At 72.1% G+C, this 20,617-nt stretch carries 16 protein-coding genes; 10 read left to right on the plus strand and 6 right to left on the minus strand.

The features are described from left to right. Nucleotides 1-40: 40 nt before the first annotated feature. The gene (locus P3T34_RS35565) at nucleotides 41-835 is read left to right on the plus strand and encodes an AfsR/SARP family transcriptional regulator (RefSeq protein WP_280670325.1); all 795 of its coding nucleotides are present in this window, start codon (nucleotides 41-43) and stop codon (nucleotides 833-835) included. A 259-nt stretch (nucleotides 836-1,094) separates the two neighbouring features. On the opposite strand, the gene P3T34_RS35570 is transcribed toward P3T34_RS35565, so the two are convergent. Further along, nucleotides 1,095-1,556, minus strand: a complete 462-nt coding sequence (locus P3T34_RS35570) for an RDD family protein (RefSeq protein WP_280670327.1) — start codon at nucleotides 1,554-1,556, stop codon at nucleotides 1,095-1,097. Between the two features lie 170 nt (nucleotides 1,557-1,726). Here P3T34_RS35570 and P3T34_RS35575 point away from each other — a divergent pair, with 170 nt between their 5' ends. After that, on the plus strand, nucleotides 1,727-1,909 hold the full coding sequence (locus tag P3T34_RS35575) for a hypothetical protein (protein ID WP_280670329.1): 183 nt from the start codon (nucleotides 1,727-1,729) through the stop codon (nucleotides 1,907-1,909). A gap of 54 nt (nucleotides 1,910-1,963) precedes the next feature. Here the strand turns inward: P3T34_RS35575 and asnB are convergent, their stop codons facing one another. After that, on the minus strand, nucleotides 1,964-3,814 hold the full coding sequence (asnB, locus tag P3T34_RS35580) for an asparagine synthase (glutamine-hydrolyzing) (RefSeq protein WP_280670331.1): 1,851 nt from the start codon (nucleotides 3,812-3,814) through the stop codon (nucleotides 1,964-1,966). A gap of 255 nt (nucleotides 3,815-4,069) precedes the next feature. On the opposite strand from asnB, the gene P3T34_RS35585 reads away from it, so the two are divergent. The 5 genes from P3T34_RS35585 (at nucleotide 4,070) to P3T34_RS35605 (ending at nucleotide 11,073) form a co-directional block, all read left to right on the plus strand. Next, a complete protein-coding gene (locus tag P3T34_RS35585) occupies nucleotides 4,070-4,456 on the plus strand; it encodes a hypothetical protein (RefSeq protein ID WP_280670333.1) in 387 nt (128 codons plus the stop codon). A gap of 53 nt (nucleotides 4,457-4,509) precedes the next feature. Further along, entirely contained in the window at nucleotides 4,510-5,052 is a 543-nt protein-coding gene (locus tag P3T34_RS35590) for a DUF4383 domain-containing protein (RefSeq protein WP_280670334.1), read from the plus strand. Between the two features lie 131 nt (nucleotides 5,053-5,183). Beyond that, nucleotides 5,184-6,026 carry an S-methyl-5'-thioadenosine phosphorylase gene (locus tag P3T34_RS35595; protein ID WP_280670336.1) on the plus strand — a complete coding sequence of 281 codons (843 nt, stop codon included), beginning with the start codon at nucleotides 5,184-5,186 and terminating at the stop codon, nucleotides 6,024-6,026. Nucleotides 6,027-6,091: 65 nt separating this feature from the next. Next, complete coding sequence (locus tag P3T34_RS35600; RefSeq protein ID WP_280670338.1) at nucleotides 6,092-10,309, plus strand: glycoside hydrolase family 38 C-terminal domain-containing protein; 4,218 nt, start codon at nucleotides 6,092-6,094, stop codon at nucleotides 10,307-10,309. Beyond that, nucleotides 10,306-11,073 (plus strand): hypothetical protein, encoded by a 768-nt coding sequence (locus P3T34_RS35605; protein WP_280670340.1) that lies wholly within the window; start codon nucleotides 10,306-10,308, stop codon nucleotides 11,071-11,073. Before P3T34_RS35600 ends, P3T34_RS35605 begins: the two co-directional genes overlap by 4 nt. A 39-nt stretch (nucleotides 11,074-11,112) precedes the next feature. Here the strand turns inward: P3T34_RS35605 and P3T34_RS35610 are convergent, their stop codons facing one another. The 4 genes from P3T34_RS35610 to P3T34_RS35625 form a co-directional block, all read right to left on the minus strand. Beyond that, on the minus strand, nucleotides 11,113-11,784 hold the full coding sequence (locus P3T34_RS35610) for a hypothetical protein (protein WP_280670342.1): 672 nt from the start codon (nucleotides 11,782-11,784) through the stop codon (nucleotides 11,113-11,115). A 47-nt stretch (nucleotides 11,785-11,831) separates the two neighbouring features. Then, the gene (locus P3T34_RS35615) at nucleotides 11,832-13,274 is read right to left on the minus strand and encodes a prolyl oligopeptidase family serine peptidase (RefSeq protein ID WP_280670344.1); all 1,443 of its coding nucleotides are present in this window, start codon (nucleotides 13,272-13,274) and stop codon (nucleotides 11,832-11,834) included. Between the two features lie 229 nt (nucleotides 13,275-13,503). Then, nucleotides 13,504-13,932, minus strand: coding sequence for a hypothetical protein (locus tag P3T34_RS35620; RefSeq protein ID WP_280670346.1), 429 nt, complete (start codon nucleotides 13,930-13,932; stop codon nucleotides 13,504-13,506). A gap of 152 nt (nucleotides 13,933-14,084) precedes the next feature. Then, nucleotides 14,085-16,007: a putative Ig domain-containing protein gene (locus P3T34_RS35625; RefSeq protein ID WP_280670348.1), complete on the minus strand. Its 1,923-nt coding sequence runs from the start codon at nucleotides 16,005-16,007 to the stop codon at nucleotides 14,085-14,087. Between the two features lie 1,256 nt (nucleotides 16,008-17,263). Here P3T34_RS35625 and P3T34_RS35630 point away from each other — a divergent pair. From P3T34_RS35630 to P3T34_RS35640, 3 genes are all read left to right on the plus strand, one after another. Further along, the gene (locus tag P3T34_RS35630; protein WP_280670350.1) at nucleotides 17,264-18,193 is read left to right on the plus strand and encodes a hypothetical protein; all 930 of its coding nucleotides are present in this window, start codon (nucleotides 17,264-17,266) and stop codon (nucleotides 18,191-18,193) included. 130 nt (nucleotides 18,194-18,323) lie between these two features. Next, nucleotides 18,324-19,049, plus strand: coding sequence for a response regulator transcription factor (locus P3T34_RS35635; protein WP_280670352.1), 726 nt, complete (start codon nucleotides 18,324-18,326; stop codon nucleotides 19,047-19,049). Nucleotides 19,050-19,108: 59 nt separating this feature from the next. Further along, on the plus strand, nucleotides 19,109-20,578 hold the full coding sequence (locus P3T34_RS35640) for a HAMP domain-containing sensor histidine kinase (protein ID WP_280672588.1): 1,470 nt from the start codon (nucleotides 19,109-19,111) through the stop codon (nucleotides 20,576-20,578). Nucleotides 20,579-20,617 lie beyond the last annotated feature (39 nt).

Genomic DNA, 20,617 nt, shown 5'->3' on the forward strand with positions numbered 1-20,617 from the left:
GCTAGAATCGCGTGTTCTGAACAGATCAAAGGGGGCTGCGGTGATCCGGATTCTCGGGCCGGTGTGCATCGAGGCCGGGGGAGTGGAGCGGGCGCCGGCGTCGGTGATGGTCCGGGGCGCGCTGACGGCGCTGAGCCTGGAGCCCGGCGCCGGGATGTCGCAGGCCCGCCTGGTGGAGCTGCTCTGGGACGAGCCGCCGCCCTCCGCCCACGCCAACCTGCGCCAGTACGTGAGCCGGTTGCGCAAGGAGCTGCTGGTGGCGGGGCGCGGCGTGGTCTCCGGCCCGCGTGCCGGTCGGCTCGGCGTCAGCTACCAACTCGATGCTCCTGACTGCGAGGTGGACCACCGCTGCTTCGCCGAGTTGGTGCGCGGCGGGCGCCGGCTGCTGGACGAGGGCTACTCCGCCGACAGCGAGCGGGTGTTAGGCCAGGCGCTGGCGCTGTGGCGCGGGCCGGCCGGCGCGGACGCGGCGGGCTCTTCGCGGCTGCGCCGGCGCCTGTGCGCGTTCGACTCCCTGTGGCTGCACTGCTGCGAGGACCTCGCCGAGGCGGCCCTGTACGCCGGACCTGGCACGCAGGCCGTACTGCGGGCGCGCGCGATCATCGCCGATCACCCGCTGCGCGAGCGGCCGTGGGCGGTGCTGATGGCAGCCCACCACCGCAGCGGCGACCTGGCCGAGGCGCTGGCCTGCTACCAGGAGTTCCGTCGGCTGCTGCGCGCCGATCTGGGTGTGGAGCCCTCGCGCACGATGGCCTCGCTGCAGTCGGCGGTGCTCAACCGGAGCGAGGTCGCCGTGCAGTCGCTGCTCGCGGCGTTCAGGAGCGCCGACCGCTAGGGGGTCCGACGGCGGGTCCGACGGTGGGTTCGATGGTGGGTTCGATGGTGGGTTCGACGGTAGGGGGATTGGCACGGGCACGAGGCTGACCCCACTTCGTCGAGAATTCCCGGAACAAGGGTTGACGAGTTAGAGAAAAGCCCTCCGGGGAACTCGCTGTCAACCCGCGAGGATTTCCCAACAGGCCTGCTGCCTGCTGATATGCGGCCCATATGCAGAACGTGTACGGAAAGCGGATTTCAGCGGAGCTCGGCGGATCTCAGCGAGCCGGAATCGCCGCAGGGCTCTCGGCTTCGTCGGCCACCGCGGTGCCCGCGAGTTTGTCGGCGAAAGTCTGCCGCCGGGTGTCCCAGAGCGGCCAGAACCAGCCGAGCAGGCACGGCAGGGTGTCCAGCAGATGGGCGAGGTCGCGCAGGAAGGACCTCAGCACGCCGATCTCGCCGTCGCTGCCGCTGCCGCCGTCCAGGCGGACCAGCCGGGTCTCCATCAGCCGCTTGCCCCAGCTCTGACCGGTCCGGCCGGCCAGGTACCAGCGGTTGAAGGCGAGCAGCGCGATCGAGACCGCGAGGAGGCCGACCTGCAGCGCGGTGTTGTCGGGGTCGACCACGCCCGCCACGATGTTCGGCATCCAGCAGGCCAGCATGTCGATCAGGAAGGAGATGACCCGCAGCGACCAGTAGGCGTAGTTCGCCGCTCTCTCCTCGCGTGCGCGCTGTTCCATCCTTCCAGCGTGGCCGCCGTACGCGTCGGCGCAAGCGCTGGTGCGCCGAGTGGCCGTCGGCGGCAACACGCCGACGTGCGGGGGAGGGTCCTGAGTGGGGCGCGTCTGGTCGGGTAAGTGTTGGGCACAGCAGGGGCCGCCGAGGTCCCCGAGCCGTGAGGGGTGAGGTCATGTCCGACAACGCCACGGAGTTCGCTGTCGAGTCGCTGGACCCGGAGGATCCCGAGGCCGATCTGCCGGCCTCGCAGGCGGTGCCCCCGCTCAGCGAGCTCCCGTTGGACGCCGCGGCGGACGAGGGCGACGCGGTCGAGCAGAGCCGGGAGGTCCCGGTCGACGAGGACGAGTACCGCTAAGACCGTTCTGGGAGGTCCGGCCGCCCCGGGGTGCGGGGCGGCCGGACCGCTGCGTCAGACCCGCAGCGAGATCGGGTACTCGCGCAGCCAGCCGTCCAGACCGAGCACCACCTCGGCGCCGGCGCGCGCCGCCTGCGGGTCGCTGCCGGGGGCGATGGCGGCGGAGAGCGCGGCCTGGTCGAGCAGCCCCTGCGCCGGTGCCTTGAGGTCGGAGGCCAGCGCCGTCAGCTCGGTGTGCAGGGCGAGCGGGTAGCCCGGGTCCTGGGTGCTCGGGTAGGGGCTCTTGACCCGCTCCACGATCTCGGTCGGCAGCACGTCCCGGGTGGCCGCGCGCAGCAGGCTCTTCTCCCGGCCGTCGAAGGTCTTCATCGCCCACGGCGTGTTGAAGACGTACTGGACCAGCCGGTGGTCGCAGAACGGCACCCGCACCTCCAGGCCGCTGGCCATGCTCATCCGGTCCTTGCGGTCCAGCAGCAGGTTCACGAAGCGGGTCAGGTGCAGATAGCAGATCTCCCGCATCCGACGCTCGTGCGGGTCGGCGGCGGGCAGGTGCGGCACCTCGGCGAGCGCGGTGCGGTAGCTGTCCGCGACGTAGCCGGCCAGGTCGAGGCGGGCCAGCAGGTCCGGGTCCAGCAGGCCCTCGCGCGGTGCCACGCCCGGGCCGGCCAGTTGCTCGGCCGCGGCGCGCCAGGGGAAGGTGTCGGCGGCCACGGCGGCCGGCTGGTGGAACCACGGGTAGCCGCCGAACACCTCGTCCGCCGACTCGCCGGAGAGCGCGACCGTCGAGTGCCGGCGGATCTCGCGGAACAGCAGGAAGAGCGAGGTGTCCATGTCGCCGAAGCCGGACGGCAGGTCGCGGGCCTGCAGCACGGCCTTGCGGTTGCCGGGGTCGGCCAGCGCTGCCGCGTCGAGCACGATGTCGCTGTGGTCGGCGCCGACGTGCCGGGCCAGCAGGTGGGCGAACGGGCCGTCGTGCGTGGCCCGCAGCGCGTCGGGCTTGAAGTTCTCGGTCTGTCCGAGGAAGTCGACCGAGAACGAGCGCACCGGCCCGGCGCCGCCGGCCGCCAGGCCGCGGGCAGCCAGCGCGGTGATCGCGCTGGAGTCCAGGCCGCCGGAGAGCAGCGAGCAGAGCGGAACGTCGGATATCAGCTGGCGGGTCACGATGTCGTCGAGCAGGCCGCGGACCGTGCCGATGGTGGTGTCCAGGTCGTCGGTGTGCTCCTGGGCCTCCAGGGCCCAGTAGCGGTGGACGGTCAGGCCCTGGCGGCGCACCCGCACGAAGTGCCCGGGGCGGACCTCGCGCATGCCCTCGTAGACGGCGTGTCCGGGGGTCTTGACCAGCGAGAGCAGCTCGCGCAGCCCGTCCAGGCCGACCACCGGGTCGACCGTGGGGTGGGCCAGGATCGCCTTGGGCTCGGAGCCGAAGAGCACGCCATCAGCGGTCGGGTAGTAGTACAGCGGCTTGACGCCCATCCGGTCCCGGACCAGCAGCAGCTCCTCGCTGCGGTTGTCCCAGATGGCGAAGGCGAACATGCCGTTCAGCCGCTCGACAAAGCCGCTGCCCCACTGGAGGTAGGCGCGCAGCACCACCTCGGTGTCGCTGCGGGTCCGGAATCGGTGCCCGTGGCTCTCCAGCTCGGCCTTCAGCTCCAGGTGGTTGTAGACCTCGCCGCTGTAGGTGAGTGAGGCCAGCAGCCGGCCGTCCTCCTCGACGGTCATCGGCTGCACGCCGCCCTCGACGTCGATCACCGCGAGCCGTCGGTGGCCGAACGCCGCACGCGGGGTCAGGTGCACGCCGCCCGCGTCGGGGCCGCGGCAGATCATGGTCGTGGTCATCGCGTCCAGCGTCTGCTGCTGGGTCGTCAGGTCGTGGTCGAACGCCACCCAGCCGGTGATCCCGCACATCTCTTGCAGACTCCCTTGGTAGGCCGCCCCGATCGGGGCGGGCGGCAGCGGCAGCCCTGCGGGTTCGAGTGGAGCAGGGTCGTCCGCTGCTTCGATCCGTGTGCAGAGGGTCACGCTACGCCTCGCGTTCGAACTGTGCATGAGGTTCTGTCAATTCGCGCTCGCTCGAACATTCCGCAGGTTGCTACCGGCCGGTAATCTGTCTCCAGCCACCTCGTTCACACCAGTCTCGTTCCGACCGGAAGCAGGTCCTCCTTGTCGCTCCGCCGCCTCTCCCCGTACGTGCTGGCCGCCCTGCTCGGCGCGGCCGGTGCCGCGCACTTCCGCAAGCCGAGGCAGTTCGACGCGATCGTCCCCGAGTGGCTGCCGGGCGGCGCGCGGGTCTGGACCCAGGCCAGCGGGGTGGCCGAGCTCGCGCTCGCCGCCACGGTGGCGGTGCCCGCCACCCGGCGGGTCGGCGGCCTGGCCAGCGCGGGCTTCTTCGCGGCCGTCTTCCCCGCCAACGTCAAGATGGCGCTGGACTGGCGCGACCGCGGCCCGCTCGCCAAGCGCCTCGCCTTCGCCCGGTTGCCGCTGCAGGTGCCGCTGGTGCTCTGGGCGCTCGCGGTCGCCAACCGTTCGAAGGAGCGCCGACAGGCGTAGCGTGGAGACGACCGGTCGTCCGTGAACTCTGGGACCGCTTGGTGGAGGCCGCAATGAAACTCCAGAACGAACTCCCCATCGACCACCGCCTGGCGCAGGTCTACCGGTTCGGCGCCGGCCTGGGCGGACTGCTTCTGCTGATCTGGGGCTGCTTCGGCGTGGCCGGCCAGCCCGGCTATCTGGCCGTCACCGGCAAGAACATCGCCGGTCTCTCCAGCAACGGCGCGCTGGGCGTGCTGTCCATCGTCTTCGGCGCCATTCTGATGATCGGCGCGGTGATCGGCGGCAATATCGCCTCCTGGATCAACATGAGCGTCGGTATGATCTTCTTCGTGGCCGGTTTCGTGGGCCTGTGCGCACTCGACAGCTCCTGGAACCACCTGGCCTTCCGGATGGCCAACGTGCTGTTCAGCTTCGCCTTCGGGCTGGTGCTCGCCACCTTCGGGATGTACGGCAGAGTCAGCGGCCACCTGCCGCACGAGAACCCGTACTGGCAGCAGCGGCACTCCGGGGAGAACGAGGAGGACATCGCCATCCAGGGCCGCTGGCACGTACCGGCGTTCAAGCAGGCGCTGAAGCCGACCGTGCACCACTGACCGTTCGTACCGTCCGTACCGTTCGTGTTCCGTAAGGGGCGATGTGCCCGACGCAGTGCCCGAGCCCTCGTAAGGTGCCGGTGGGGAGCGTGACTTGCGCTCCCCACCGGCACCGAGCGAAGGGTTCCGCCATGACCGCCGCCACCGCGGAGATCGGGGTGATCGGAGGCTCCGGCCTCTACGCCCTGCTGGACGACGTCACCGAGATCACCGTCGGCACGCCCTACGGCCCGCCCAGCGACTCGCTCTTCGTCGGTGCCATCGCCGGGCGGTCGGTGGCGTTCGTCCCCCGGCACGGGCGCGGGCACGGCATCCCGCCGCACCGGATCAACTACCGGGCCAACCTCTGGGCGCTGCACGCGCTGGGCGTGCGCCAGGTGATCGCACCCTGCGCGGTGGGCGGCCTGCGCGCCGAGTACGGGCCGGGCACGCTGCTGGTCCCCGACCAGTTCGTGGACCGCACCTCGGGGCGGTCGCAGACCTACTACGACGGGCTGCCGCTGCCCGATGGCAGTGTCCCCGCCGTCGTGCACGTCTCGCTCGCCGATCCGTACTGCCCCGACGGCCGGGCCGCCGCGCTGGCGGCGGCCCGAGCGCTGGCCTGGGAGCCGGTGGACGGCGGGACGCTGGTGGTGATCGAGGGCCCGCGCTTCTCGACCCGCGCCGAGTCGCGCTGGTTCGCCGCCAGCGGCTGGTCGGTGGTCGGCATGACCGGCCACCCGGAGGCCGTGCTGGCCCGGGAGTTGGGGCTCTGCTACAGCTCGCTGGCGCTGGTCACCGACCTGGACGCCGGCGTCGAGTCGGGGGAGGGGGTGACCCATGCCGAGGTGCTGGAGGTCTTCGCCGGCAGCGTGGACCGGCTGCGCACGGTGCTCTTCCGGGCTGTCGAGAACCTGCCGACGGTCCGTGACTGCGTCTGCTCGCACGCGTTGGACGGGCTGAGCACCGGCCTCCCGGGTTTCCCGTCCGTCTGAGCTCCGTCGTCCGTCGTCCGTCGTCCGTCCTCCGTCGTCCGCCGTCCGTCAGAGAGGAACGACCCGTGCCGGTCACCATCACCGCTGTCGACTGCACCGACCTGTTCGTCGGCACCGAGCACGCACCGCGCCAGGTGCTGCGGGTGGTCATCGAAGGCCCGCCCACCCCGGTCACCGTGCACGGAACGGGCGTGCGCGGTGAGGCGACCGGCACGGGTACGGTCGAAGTCCCGCTCGAACTGCCGGACGCCGCCGCACCGGGCACCGAGATCCCGGTCACCGTCACTGCGGGCGGGGCCCGCGCCGAGGCCGTCGTGACCGTCGCCGAGCCGGGCTGGACCATGTACCTGGTCTCGCACTTCCACTACGACCCGGTCTGGTGGAACACCCAGGCCGCCTACACCTCGCCCTGGGAGCTGCTCTGCGGCGACGCCACCACCCGGCCGCTCTGGGAGCGCAACGGCTTCGCCCTGGTGGAGGCGCATCTCGAGCTGGCCCTGCGCGACCCGGTCTACAAGTTCGTGCTCGCCGAAGTCGACTACCTCAAGCCGTACTTCGACCAGCACCCCGAGCGCCGCGCCGACCTGCGCCGACTGCTGGAGCGTGGCCAGGTCGAGCTGGTCGGCGGCACCTACAACGAGCCGAACACCAACCTGACCGGCGCCGAGACGACCATCCGCAACCTGGTGCACGGCATCGGCTACCAGCGCGACATCCTCGGCGGTGACCCGCAGACCGCCTGGCAGCTGGATGTGTTCGGCCACGACCCGCAGTTCCCCGGCTACGCGGCCGACGCCGGGCTGACCGGCAGCGCCTGGGCGCGCGGGCCGTTCCACCAGTGGGGCCCGATCCAGAAGAACTTCCAGGTGGCCAAGGACGACGCCACCGTGATGCAGTTCCCCAGCGAGTTCGAGTGGATCGCGCCCTCGGGTCGCGGCGTGCTCACCCACTACATGCCCAACCACTACTCGGCCGGCTGGTGGATGGACTCCTCCGCCGATCTCGCCACCGCCGAGGAGGCCGTCTACGCGCTGTACCGCAAGCTCAAGCCGGTCGGCGCGACCAGGAACCTGCTGCTGCCGGTGGGGACCGACTACACGCCGCCGAACAAGTGGGTCACCGAGATCCACCGCTCCTGGGCCGCCAAGTACCGCTGGCCGCGCTTCGTCTGCGCGATCCCGCGCGACTTCCTGAGCGCGGTCCGGGCCGAACTCGCCGCCACCGGGCGCCGACCGTGCCCGCAGACCCGCGACATGAACCCGGTCTACACCGGCAAGGACGTCTCCTACATCGACACCAAGCAGGCCCAACGGGCCGGCGAGGTCGCCGTGTTGGATGCCGAGAAGCTTGCCACCATCGCCGCTCTGCAGGGCCTCGGCAGCTATCCGCAGGCCGCCCTGGACAAGGCCTGGCGCCATCTCGCCTTTGGCGCCCACCACGACGCCGTCACCGGCTCGGAGTCCGACCAGGTCTACCTCGACCTGCTCGGCGGGTGGCGCGAGGCCCACGACCTCGCCGCCCGGGTGCGTGACACCGCGCTGGACGCGCTGGTCGGCCGGATCGACACCACGGGGGAGGGGCAGGCCGTCGTGGTCACCAACACGCTCTCCTTCGACCGCTCCGGCACCGTCTCGGTCCGCCTTCCGGCGGACCTGGCGCAGGTCCGGGTGCTGGACGACACCGGTGTGCCGGTGGCCTGTGCGGTCGACCGCGGCACGCTGCACTTCCACGCCGAGGACGTACCGGCCCTGGGCTGGCGCACCTGGCGGGTGGTTGACGGACTGTCAGATGCGCTGTGGCAGACCGGCGATGGCCTGACGATCGAGAACCGGCGCTACCGGGTCACCGCCGACCCCGAGCGCGGCGGTGGCCTGAGCAGCGTCCACGACAAGCTCCACGAGCGGGAGTTGATCCGGTCCGGCCAGGTCGGCAACGAGCTGCGGATGTACGAGGAGTACCCGCAGCACCCCGACTTCGGCGAGGGCCCCTGGCACCTGCTGCCCAAGGGCCCGGTGGTGGGCGCGCGGGAGAGCGCGGCTGCGGTGCGGCGTGAGGTGGGACCGCTGGGCGAGCGGCTGCTCGTCACCGGCACCGTCGACGGCCTCCGCTACGAGCAGACCGTAACGCTGTGGCACGGCGTCGACCGCGTCGACTGCCGGACCCGGGTGCTGGACCACGCCTGCGCCGACCGGCTGCTGCGCCTGCGCTTCCCGCTCGACCTGCCGGGCACGCTGCCGGTCAGCGAGGTCGCCGACGCGGTCGTCGGCCGCGGCTTCGGGCTGCCCGACGTGGATGTGGCCGAGGCTCCCTGGACCCTCGACAACCCCGCCAACACCTGGTTCGGCCTCAGCGCCACCGCCCGCGTCGCGCTCACCGCCCCGGACGGCGCTCCGCTCGGCGATCGCGCGCTCGGCGTCGCCGAGGTGGTCGTCCCCGACCCCGCTGCCGCCGCCGACGCCCGCGACCTGGTGGTGGCGCTCGCCGCGGTCGGCGTCACGGCGACCACCGCGAGCGCCGACCGGTCCCGCTACGGCTGGCTCGACGTCGACTCCAACCTGCCGGACTTCCGGATCATCCTGGGCGGCCCCGAAACCAACGCCGCAGCACGGGAGTTGCTGGAGCGGGTCGGCGCCGGCCCGGCGGACCTGCTGGCCGCTCGCGGCCGGGTCTGGGTGCCGGCCGAGAAGCCACTGACCGAGGTCTGGCAGCCGAACGCGGACCTGCGCGACCTGCGCGCGCTGCCCGCCCTGCTGGTCACCGACCCTGCCGCGCTGGTGGCGGACCTCGACGACGCCCGGATCGAGGCCGTCTGCGCCGGTGAACTCCCCAGCTCCGAACGGCTGGTCGACCACACCGCCGCGCTGCTCAGCTACGGGCTGCCCGGCTTCGCCGTCGATCCCACCGGCGCCCTGCACCTCTCGCTGCTGCGCTCCTGCACCGGCTGGCCCTCGGGCGTCTGGATCGACCCGCCGCGGCGCACCGCCCCGGATGGCTCCTCCTTCCAACTCCAGCACTGGACACATGAGTTCAGCTATGCGCTGGTCTCCGGGGAGGGAGACTGGCGAGCCCTGGCGCTGCCCTCGCAGGGCCAGGAGTTCAACCACGCGCTGCTCACCCGGCTGCTCCCGGCCGGCGACGGGCCGCTGCCGGCCACCCACTCCTGGCTGCGGGTCGAGCCGGCGCGCGCGGTGCGGCTGGGAGCCCTCAAGCCGACCGGCAACCCGATGGCCGCCGGTTCGGCGGAGTTCGTCGACCCGGCGGGCGGGGTGACGCTGCGGCTGGTGGAGTCGACCGGTCTGGGGGGCACCGCCCGGCTGGGCGGCGCGCTGCGGCTCGGCCTGCTGCGCTGGGCCGATCTGCTCGAACAGCCGCAGGTGCCGGCTGTGGAGGCGGCCGAGGCCGGCGACCGGGAGCTCACGCTGACGGGTGCCCAGGTCGCCACGCTGCTCGCCACGCCGTTCGAGGCCATGACCGGCGGCAGGCCGCTCGGTCCGGTCCGCGAGATCGCCCAACCCGTCTACGCCCGCTACTGGTTGCACAACCGAGGTCCCGCACCGCTGGGCTATCTGCCGGTCTCGGTCGGCGTCAGCCCGGGCTTGCTGACCGCCCGGAGCGGCGAGCCTCTGGAGCTGTCCGCCGTGCTCGCCTCGCACCTGCGCGACGCCGCGGTGGAGGGCACCGCCGAGGTGATCGCGCCCGAGGGCTGGCAGGTCGGGCCCCGGCGCCGTCCCTACCGGCTGGCGGCCGGTGGACACGTCCGCTTCCCGGTCACCGTGACCCCGGCCGCCGACGCGCAGCCGGGCCTCTACTTCGTCGCCGTGCGCACCGAGTACGCGGGGCAGCAGGTCGAGGACGTGGCGACCGTCGCGGTCGGCGACCTGCCCGAGCTGCTGCCGGTCGGCGGCGCACTCCCGGACGGCTGGAGCCAGGCCCAGGGCAGCAAGGCGGCGACCGGGCGCGACACCGGCCTGACGGTCGAGGTCGCGGACACGTCCGTGCGGGTGGCGCCCGGTGGGCGGGCCGAGCTGGTGGTCGTGCTGATCAACCGGACGCGCGGCGAGATCCGCGGCGAGCTGCAGACGGTCTCCCCGTGGGGCAGCTGGCAGGTGGTCGGCGAGCCGGTGCGCGGCTTCGCGCTGGCGCCGGGGGAGCGGCAGACGGTGGCCTTCGCGATCGCGCCGCCGCCGGACGCCGATCCGGGCGTCTCGTGGGCGGTCACCAAGGTCATGTGGTTCGGCCGCTGCCAGTACGCGCCCACCGTCGAGTTGGTGGTCGCGCCATGAGCGCGCAGCACGGCGTGAGCGCACCGCCAGGCGTGCTCGGCCTGCTTGACGGGCGTCCGCTGCCGCGGGCCGAGCTCGACCGCCGGCTGCTCACCCTGCGCCAGGGCCCGCGCGCCTCGGCGCTGCCCGCGCCCGGCAGCGCCGAGGACCGCCAACTGACCCGCTGGGTCGCCCAGGTGCTGCTGACCGAGGAGCTCTGCCGCGCCGAGGCCACCGCGCGCGGCCTGGACTGCGCCGCCACCCCGCCCGTGCGCCTGGACCAGCGGGCGGCGGTCGAGCTGGGCTCGATCGCCGCGGCCGCCTACGAGGGCAGCGCGGCCGTCCGGGCCGTCTTCGCCGCGGTGACCGCCGAGGTCGGGCCCACCACGGCGGAGACCACCGCCTACCTCGCGGCGCTCGCCGCCACTCGCCGGCAGCCCTCGACCCGCTGGCAACTCAGCACGCCCGACGGGGACTTCGAGGCAGACCCGGCCACCCTCCCGGCCGACCTGGCGGCCGCACTGCGCAGCGCGCCCCCGGGCGAGAGCGTCACCGTCGGGGCGTGGACGGCGACCCTGCTCGACCCGCACCCCGACCCCGTCCCCGACTCCGCCCCGGTCCCTGTCTCCGACTCCGCCGACCCGGCCGAGCATCTGCGCGGCTGTGCCCAGCGGATCGCCTTCGTCCGCTGGCTCGACCGCGCCCGCGCCGAACGCCTCACCCTGGTACCGGGTTTGGAGCACCCCGGTGACCCGGCCCAGCCCGACAACCACCATCGGCACTGAGCACTGAGCACTGAGCGGTGAGCCCGGGCGGACCAGTGGTCAGGGCGCCGCAGTCGTCGTGCGGACCGGGAAGCCGATGGCGGTCGCCACGGCGGCGACCGCCGCGAAGTCCGCCGACGGGTCGAGAGCGGCGACGGTCTGCGGGGCGAGTGGGAGGCCGGCGAGCACCGACGCCACCGCAGGGCGGTCGATCGGACGGCCGAAGTACGCCGAGGCGTACTCCGCGTACGCCTCGGCGCCGCCGTCGGCCAGCAGGTCGAACAGCCACTCCGCGCCGTCCGAGTCCCCGTCCTCGAAGACCACGGCACCGCATCGCCACGCGGTGTCCCCGGTCTCGCGCCAGGCGCAGACGGTCGCGTCGAAGAAGTCGTCGAACTGGAATGCCGGTTCGCCGGCGTAGCGCGCGAGCGAGGCCGGAAGCCCGTCGAGCAGCCCCGGCCAGTGGGCGCGGGGCTGCTCGCGCCACGGAGTGGCGTCGCACTCGTGGTCGAAGCCGTAGAGGAACACCCCGGCCGGGTCGAACGCGAGAGCGTACTGGTCTCCCGAGCCGTTCTCCATCGTGGCCAGCGCCACCCCGTCACGCCAGGCGGGCTCGAAGGTGTGGGTCGGAGCGTGCGGGTCGAGTACGGCGTCGAGCACGGCGAAGGCCCGGCAGCGCTCCAGGAGTACGGCGGGTGCGGGCAGGACGGCGATGAGGTCGTGGACGGTCACGACACTGATTCAACAGCCCGCCACTGACAGGATTTACGACATCACCGTCAGGGCAGCAGCAGGCCCCAGTAGAGGGCCCACGGGACGAACACCGCGCCGGCTGCCAGCAGTAGGCCGAGCCGGGTCCGCTCCGACCAGGACAGCACAGGGCGGGAGCGCCGCCAGGCGATCGCGGTGCAGCCGGCGGCCACCACCGTGACTACCGCCAGGCACTGGGCGGCGAGCCAGGGCAGCGGTCGGCCCAGGAGCACCGGTCCGATCAGGTTGGCGGCCGTCAGCACGGAGAAGAGCAGGTAACCGAGCGTTCCCACGGTGGCCGCCAACCCGGCTCCGGCGAGCCAGCGGGCCGGGCGGCCCAGCGGCGCGGGGCGCCGGCCACCGCGCAGCATCCGCACCGCGCCGACCAGCGGGTATCCGGCGAAGCCGGCGGCGAACAGCAGCAGCGCCGCGAGTTGCAGCCAGGGCGACTCGTATCCGCGCAGCGGGGCGAGCGCCTGACTCTGCCGGTCCTGCGGCGGAGCCGGGTCGACGCTGGCCGGCGGCAGGACGCCGCCGTTGCCCAGCCGCCGGATCCAGGAGCTCTCGTAGTCGGCGTAGTCGGCCGGCAGGGTGGAGGGCCGGTCGAAGCCGCCGTCGGCGGTCAGGTTGAGGTTGTGGCGGACTCCCGGCACGAAGTGGATCGTGTAGTGCGTGTTGCCACCCCGGTCCAGTGCCTGCCGGATGAGCTGCGAGCTCTCCGCAGGGGCGGCCTCGCGGTCCAGGTCCCCCCAGAGGGCCAGCACCGGCTGGTGGACCTGCTCCCAGGCGGGCAGCGGGTCGTAGTCGGCCTCCGGGAACAGCCCCGCCCCGACCAGCTGCCGGGTGGAGGTGTTCTGCAGGGTGCTCAGCAGGGAGCCGGACACCTGGTGGTGACGGAGGAACTCGCCGTAGGCCCAGGCCTGTTGCTGGGCGGGAGTGAGTCCGACCGCGCCGGCGGTGATCAGGAACGCCACGTCGGCGGAGCGGCCGGCGGCGAGCGAGGCAGGCCATGCTCCCTCGGAGAGCCCCCAGAGTCCGACCCGTCCGCGGTCGACGTCCGGGCGCTGCTGGAGCAGGTGGAGGGCGGCGAGCGCGTCGCCGGCGAGCAGCGAGTAGTCCCGGTGGATCGTCGAGTAGCCTGCCGTCCGCTTGTCGTAGATGAGGGTGACCACCCCGTGGCGCGCGTACGCCTCCGCGGCCGTCCGCAGCTCCGCCCGCCCGCCGGGCCCCGCCCCCGGCAGCATCACCAGCCCCGGGTGGACGCCGGCCGCTCCCCGCGCGGCCGGCGCCACCACTGTTCCGTGCAACGCGATGCCGCCGACCCCCGCGAAGGAGACCTCGGTGGCCACCACACCGGCGGGCACACCGGCGGGAGCGGCCGCCGCCGCGCGTCCTGCGGGCAGCAGGGCCAGCGCGAGGCACAGCAGCAGCAGCAGCGGGAGCAACCCGAGCCGGCCGGCGCCGATTCTCACGGCCGCCGCGGCAGCCGCAGCGGCCGGCGATCCGCCCCGCCCGCCGAGCCGCTTCTCTGTTCCCCATCCGCGCATGCCGACCGTCCCCCAGGCCCGGGCCGCCTCCGGCGGCCGTCGATTTCCGTCCCCTCAGCCTCGGCCAAACGGTTCTGACAACCCATCCGGACCGCCCCCGACCCCCGCGGGGGCTATCCCCCTGGACGACGCGCCGGACGGACGACGGACGGCCCTAGCCGACCTTGATCGTGACGGTGAACGTGCGCTGGTCGGGGGCGCAGGGCATGGCCTCCCCGCAGCTGCTCCGCTGCGAGGTCAGCTGGGCCGAACCGGCCGTGCGGGCCACGAAGCTGCTGCTGACCGTCCCGCAGCCGCCGCCCGGGCGACAGGACGGGGAGAGCGAGGAGGAGGGGGTGTAGATCGGCTGGACCAGCTGTGTCGCGGAGCTGGTGACGCCGGACCAGTAGGTGCTGTGCAGGTCGATCCGGATCGTCGCGCCGACGGCGACGTCGACGGTGGTGTGGTTGGCGTGCTCGTCCAGTGCCACCACGGCGGGGCTCGGTGCCGTGGACGGGGATCCGGCCGTGACCGTGGCGGTCGAGCCGCATCCGGCCAGAGCCAGCAGGGCGAAGCTCGCTGCGGCAGTTCTTTTCATGGTCATGATGGTCTCCATCTTCTCCCCCGAGTGACCGCGTCGCGGCCGACACGGATCGGACGCGCGAGAGTGCGAATCGGATCCCCCCGGAAACGAGAGCACCGGGGCGGGCCTGGTGGCCCACCCCGGTGCTCTCAGGTGTTCTCAGGTGCGGTGCGTCAGGAGACGTTCACCGCGGCGTCGTCGATGACGAAGCTGGTCTGCGCCGAGGAGGAGTTCTCGACGCCGGTGAACTTCAGGGTGACCGTCTGGCCGGCGTAGGCCGAGAGGTTGACGGTCTCCTGGGCGTAGCCGGTGTTGGCGTTCACGTTGGAGAAGGTCTGCAGCGTGGTGCCGTTGGCCGTGACGGTGAGCTTGTCGGCCGCGGTGCTGCCGGTCTTGGCGGTGTCGATGTGCAGCCAGTAGCTGAAGCTGGCCTTGCAGCCGGCCGGGATGGTGACGGCCTGCGACAGGGTGTCGGTGTGGGCGCTGCCGTAGCCGTCCAGCCAGGCGTCGTAGCTGCCGGAGTGGGCGGGCTCGGAGACGGTGTCGCTGTTGATGACACCGGCGGTCGCGGTCCACGGAGCGGCGGAGCCGGTCTCGAAGCCGCCGTTGCCGATCAGCTGGGCCGCGGTGCAGCCGGTGGAGCCGGCGGCGACGGTGAAGGTGAAGGTGGTGCTGCCGGTGGCGCCGGTGCTGTCCTTGGCGGTGACCGTGACGGTCGAGGTGCCGGCAGCGGTCGGGGTGCCGGTGATCAGGCCGGTGGAGCTGATCGACAGGCCGGCCGGCAGGCCGGTGGCCGAGTAGGTCAGGCTCTGGCCGGAGGCGCTGTCAGAGCCGCTGACCTGCAGCGAGACCGCGGTGCCGACGGTGCCGGACTGGTTGCCCGGGGCGGTCACGGTGACCGTGTTGCCGCCGGTCGAGCCGCCGCCCACGATCGGGTGCGAGATGGAGCAGGCGTTGGTGTCGTTGGACCAGCTGGCCTGCTCGGCGAAGGTGCCGGTGCCGAACGCGATGTTGGCCGCGCCGCCCGTGGTGCCAGGCTTGAGCCAGGCGCACTCGTCGGAGTTCTCCTGGCCGTTGTAGGTGGCGTCACCGGTGTGGTTGGTCCAGCCGCCGGCCGGGTTCTGGTCCGACATCATCTCGTGCCACTCGTGGCCGAGCGTCATGGTGTAACCGTCGGTCGTACCGGGCGAGTTGACGAAGCCGACGCCGCAGCCCGCACCCTGGTCGGTGTTGTACGGCTGGTTGCTGAACGCGATGTCGCCGTAGCTCGAGGCGGCCGCGCCGCCGGTCAGCGTGGTGTCACCGTTCCAGTCGTGCCACGCGCAGTACCCGGTGTTGGGGTCCTGGTAGCCGTCCGGGTCGGTGCCGTGGGGCGACATGACGACGTAGTAGGCGTCACGGTTGGCGGCGGCCGTGGTGTTGCCGAAGTGGCCGGCGGCCTTGATGCCTTCCTGGGCCAGCTGGTTGCCGGTCGCGGCGCTCGGCGAGGCGGCCGAGTTGTCGTACCAGATGCCGGAGAGCACGCCACCGGCCTGGTACGGGATGAAGTTGGCGTTCGAGGGGCAGCTGGTCGCGCCGGTGGCCACGTTCGGGCCGTCGCACCACTGGGTCAGGTCGGCCGACCACAGCTCGTTGTTGGTGCCGATGCCCTTGAACATCTGCTGGGTGACGGGCGCGACACCGCTCGGGTCACCGCTGAAGGTCGCGTTGCCGCTGGCGTCCGAGCCCTGCGTGCCCCACTGGGAGCCGTAGAACACCAGGTAGACCTTGGAGTGGCCGCTCTGGACGCCGATACCGTCGACACCGCCGCCGTAGGACAGCGTCTCGGGGCCGGTCGCCGCCGCGGTCGCCGCGTGGGTGGTCGCCCACCCCTTCATCTTGGCGGTCTGCTGGAGGGTCGGTACCGCACCGTGCCGGTAGGCGTGCTGGTACGTGGGGGAGAAGGGGTTGGCGCTCTGCGAGGCCGCCGCGGAGGCCGAAGCCGTGCTGGCCTGGGCGGGGACGGCGGCGGCGAGGCCGCCGATGGCGAGCGCGAGCGAGGCGACGCCGGTGAGCGCCGTACGTCCCGCGTGGCGGCTGGTGGGGGAACTACCCATGATCGAGGGTGCCTCTTCTCGTGCCGACCACCCGGACGCCGGTGGGCGACGGGTGGTTCGTTGCGTGGACAGGGCAGACGGCAATGCGCACATTTGCGCCGGAAGACCGCACAACGGAGAGAAACGGAAAGCCGGAAATGCATTCCGCCGAATTGCTCTCCGCCCCTCGCACATGAGGGTGGAACCGACGCCGGTGCAGACCGTGGAGCTGATGAATCGTCATCATGTGGGGGTGGTCCGCCGCCTGCCGGGATGAAGCAAAGCAGAGTTGGTGAACGGCGGTCAACAGGTGAGAGTCAGGAAACTCATAGGAAGTGGGTCTCCCCAGGTCAGCTGCCTCGTGCGGAAGTCGCCGTCAACGCGCGTAGTTATTAACTGAATAGAACTGAATAGATTGGGGGGACGTGGGCAAAGGGTTATTTGACGGACTGTCGCGTATTTTTCCGACGTCCTGGCGGGGGTGTCGGTTCCGTCGGGGATCGTGCGTCTCGCGCATCGAATCCCCGGTGACCGGGCAGGAGGGTGCCGCTACTGGGAGGGTTTGCCCCGGTGTGGGCTCGGCGGCGCGGACGGCGTCTCACCGAGTCGGACGGGCGGGAGGTGCGGAGAGGAGCAGTGGGTCGGCAGCCCCCGCCGGGTGTGCGAGACCCCCTCGCGCCCCCGACCCCACGGGTTCACCCGGCGGGAACAGTCGACAGTCGTCCAGGGAAAGACCGTGCTCCCGAGTGACGCCCCGCCGAGAATTGGCGAGTGTCGCGGAGTGGGCGATCTGTCTAAAGCCCGGGCCACTGCTGATCGGGACAGTGCGCATGCCCGCACCTACCCGATAGGCCGTCATCGGCGCACAAACGCCGCTGCGGTGGGGCAATCCTGGCATGGTGCCGGACTGGCTGCCAAGTATCCATAGCTTTGAGAAACTTCTCAATGGTTTCCGCGAAATCGGTGCCCGAAGAGGTCAACTTCTGAGTTTCCTCTGAATTTCGTGGTCGACCTGTCGCGGCGGCAGTGTCGGCGGGCCTCGGCCAAAGGCCTGGCGGCACTGCCGCCGCTGCGGCGCCGGCGCACGTGTCCCAGTCGCGCCTTTTTCCCGGTATGTGCGCCTCGCGCGGGAAATGCTGCCGAAACCTGATGACGAATCCGTAAAAACTGGCACCTTGTCATGTCCCGCGTATAGACGCCTCCCGGGGCGGACTGGTTGGGTGCGTGGAGCTACCGCGAACGCCGTGCACCCCCCTCGACACGGGAGAACCCCCACCATGCGTATTCGCCCCTTCTCGTTCACCGCCCGGGCCTTGGCCGTGGTCGGCCTCGCCGCGCTCGGCGCGACCTCCTTCGCCAACGCCGGCCCGGCCGCCGCCGTCACCGGCCACCACGGAGTCAAGCCGATCCACCAGGGCATCCAGCCCATGGCGACGTCGAGCAACACCCTGAAGGTCGGCTCCAGCGCCACCCAGGGCGTGGTCTCGCCCACGCCGAAGGTCTACCTGGTGTTCTACGGCTCGCAGTGGTCCAACGACCCGGCCGGTGTCGCCCCCGACATGCAGGCCATGTTCAAGGGCCTCTACGGCAGCCAGGACACCTGGGGCACGATCCTGTCGCAGTACTGCGAGGGCGTCGCCAAGGGCACCAGCACCTGCGGCACCAAGGGGACCCACATCGTCCACCCGACCACCACCCCGCTGGTCGGCACCTGGTTCGACAACGCCGCCGCCGCACCCTCCAGTGCCACCGCCGCCCAGCTGGCCGCCGAGGCGGTCAAGGCCGCCAAGCACTTCGGCAACACCACCCAGGCCGCCAACCTGAACTCCCAGTACGTCATCCTCTCCGCCACCGGCACCCACCCGGACGGGTTCCCCAGCAGCGGGTTCTGCGCCTGGCACGACTACACCGCCTCGTCGTACGGCAACCTCGCCTACACCAACCTGCCCTACGTCCCGGACACCGGCGTCGACGGCTGCACCACCCTGACCGACGGCCGGGCCCTCTCCGGCATCGAGTCCACCGAGACCCACGAGTACGCTGAGACCGTGACCGACACCTGGCCCAGCATCGGTTGGAACGGCGGCGGCGGCGAGATCGGCGACGAGTGCGAGAACATGGACGCCTTCGTCCCGCTCAGCACCGGCAGCTTCGACCTGCAGGGCCTGTGGTCCAACAGTGCTGCCAAGTGCGTGACGCACGGCTGACGTTGCTTCAGCGGGACCGGCGCGGGCAGCGAGTTCTGAGGGAGCCTCAGAGCTGCCCGCGCCGTCGCCCTCTCCTCTCCTCCCGACTCCTCTCGTCTCTGCTCGTCGACCAGAAATCGCAGGAACTGCTATGAACATCGCCCCCGACCTCAACCGGTCACGGCAGCGGATCCTGGTCGTCGACGACGAGCCCGACCTGGTCGAGGTGCTCTGCGCCGCGGTCGGTTACGAGGGCTGGGAGGCCCGCGCGGCGACGACGGGTCCGGCCGCCGTCGCGGCCGCCGCCGACTGGCGGCCGCATGCGGTGGTGCTGGACGTGATGCTGCCGGAGTTCGACGGAGTGGAGGTGCTCCGGCGCATCCACGCCGAGCAGCCCGAGGTGCGCGTGCTCTTCCTCACCGCGCGGGACGCGGTGGAGGAGCGGATCGCCGGTCTGGCCGCCGGGGGAGACGACTACGTCACCAAGCCCTTCAGCATCGCCGAGGTGATGGCCAGGCTGCACAGCCTGCTGCGCCGGGCCGAACCCGGGAGCGTCCTTCCCGCCGGGCCGCGGAAGGGGGCTCTGGAGGTGGGGGGCCTGGTGCTCGACGACCAGGCCCGTGAGGTGATCCGGGACGGTCGGTCGATCACGTTGAGCCCCACCGAGTACGCGCTGCTGCGCTACCTGATGGAGCACCCGGGGCAGGTGTTGAGCAAGGCGGAGATCCTCAATGCCGTCTGGTCCTACGACTTCGGCGGTCAGGCGCACGTGGTGGAGCTCTACATCAGCTACCTGCGCAAGAAGGTCGACCAGGACTTCCCCCCGGTGATCCACACGGTGCGGGGCGCCGGCTACGTCCTCAGAGTCCCGCAGTGACGCGCTGGGGCCGCGGCCGACCGGTGCTCCGGACGCTGCGTTCCCGGCTGATCTCCGGCATGCTCGTTCTGCTGCTGCTCACCTTCGCCGGGGTGGGCTTGACCACCACCGACATGCTGCGCCACTTCCTGACGGTCCGCCTCGACCAGCAGCTCACCGACACCGGCGGGCGCTACGCCGCCAGCCTGGACCACCGCGGAACCGCGGGTACCGGGGACGCCTCGGGTACCGGGGACTCCGCCGCAGAGGACGAGGGCAGCGACACCCGGGCCCAGGCGCCCGGCACCTTCGGTGCCCGCCTCAAGAACGGAGCCGTCAGCAACGCCGGAGTGGTCGACGGCGACGCCGACGACGCAGCGGTGGAGGCCGGCAACCTGGCCGCCGACACCGACGACCTGGTCCATCTGACAGCCGGTGACCAGCGGGCGCTGGCCGCCCTGACGGTCGGCGGACCACCTGCCGACGTCCATCTCTCCTCCCTGCACCACTACCGGATGCACGCGATCGCCGGCCAGGACGGCGAAGTGCTGGTCACCGGGCTGCCGTTGCACCCGGTGGAGGACACCGTGCACCGGCTGATCACCGTGGAGCTGCTGGTGTTCGGCGTGGCGCTGGCCGCGACCGGCGTCGCCGGAGCGCTCTGGATCCGCTGGTCGCTGCGCCCGCTGGGCCGTGTGGTCACCACCGCCGAACTGGTCAGCGCCCTCCCGCTGTCCAACGGCGCGGTGGCGCTCTCGGTCCGCGCCCCGGACGACGACCCGCGCACCGAGGTCGGCCGGGTCGGCAGCGCCCTCAACCGCATGCTCGGCCACTTGGAGGACGCGCTGGCCCAGCGGCAGGCGGTGGAGGAACGGCTGCGCGCGTTCACCGCCGACGCGGGCCACGAACTGCGCACCCCGCTGGCCAACGTCCGCGGACACGCCGAACTCGCCCTGCGCCACTGCGACCCGGCCCCCGCGGCCGTCCGCCACTCGCTGACCCGCATCGACGCCGAGTCCCGGCGGATGGGACTGCTGGTGGAGGACCTGCTCCTGCTGGCGCGCCTTGACGCCGGCCGGCCGCTCACCTTCACCGAGGTCGACCTGACCCGGATCGCGCTGGACTGCACCACCGACGCCAGCGCGGCAGGCCCCGACCACCAGTGGCGCCTGGCGCTGCCCGAGGAGCCGATCGTGGTCAGCGGCGACGCCGACCGGCTGCGTCAGGTGGTGGGCAACCTGCTGACCAACGCCCGCACCCACACGCCGCGGGGCACCGAGGTGACGCTGCACCTGGCGGCCTCGCGGGCCGGGAAGCCCACGGGCCGCAGCGTGCGGCTGACGGTCACCGACACCGGGCCCGGCATCGGTGTCCAGCCGCCGGAACGGGTCTTCGAGCGCTTCGTGCGCGGCGACGAGGCCCGCTCCCGCAGCTCCGGCACCACCGGCCTGGGCCTGGCGATCGCGCGCACCGTGGTCGAGTCGCACGGCGGCACCCTCACGGTGTCAAGCCGCCCGGGGCGCACGGCGTTCACCATGCTGCTGCCCTGAGCAGCCGCCTCGGGTGGATCCTGGTTGCGGCGTTGCGGC

Origin of the sequence: Kitasatospora sp. MAP12-44 (assembly GCF_029892095.1) — a bacterium.
GTDB lineage: Bacteria > Actinomycetota > Actinomycetes > Streptomycetales > Streptomycetaceae > Kitasatospora.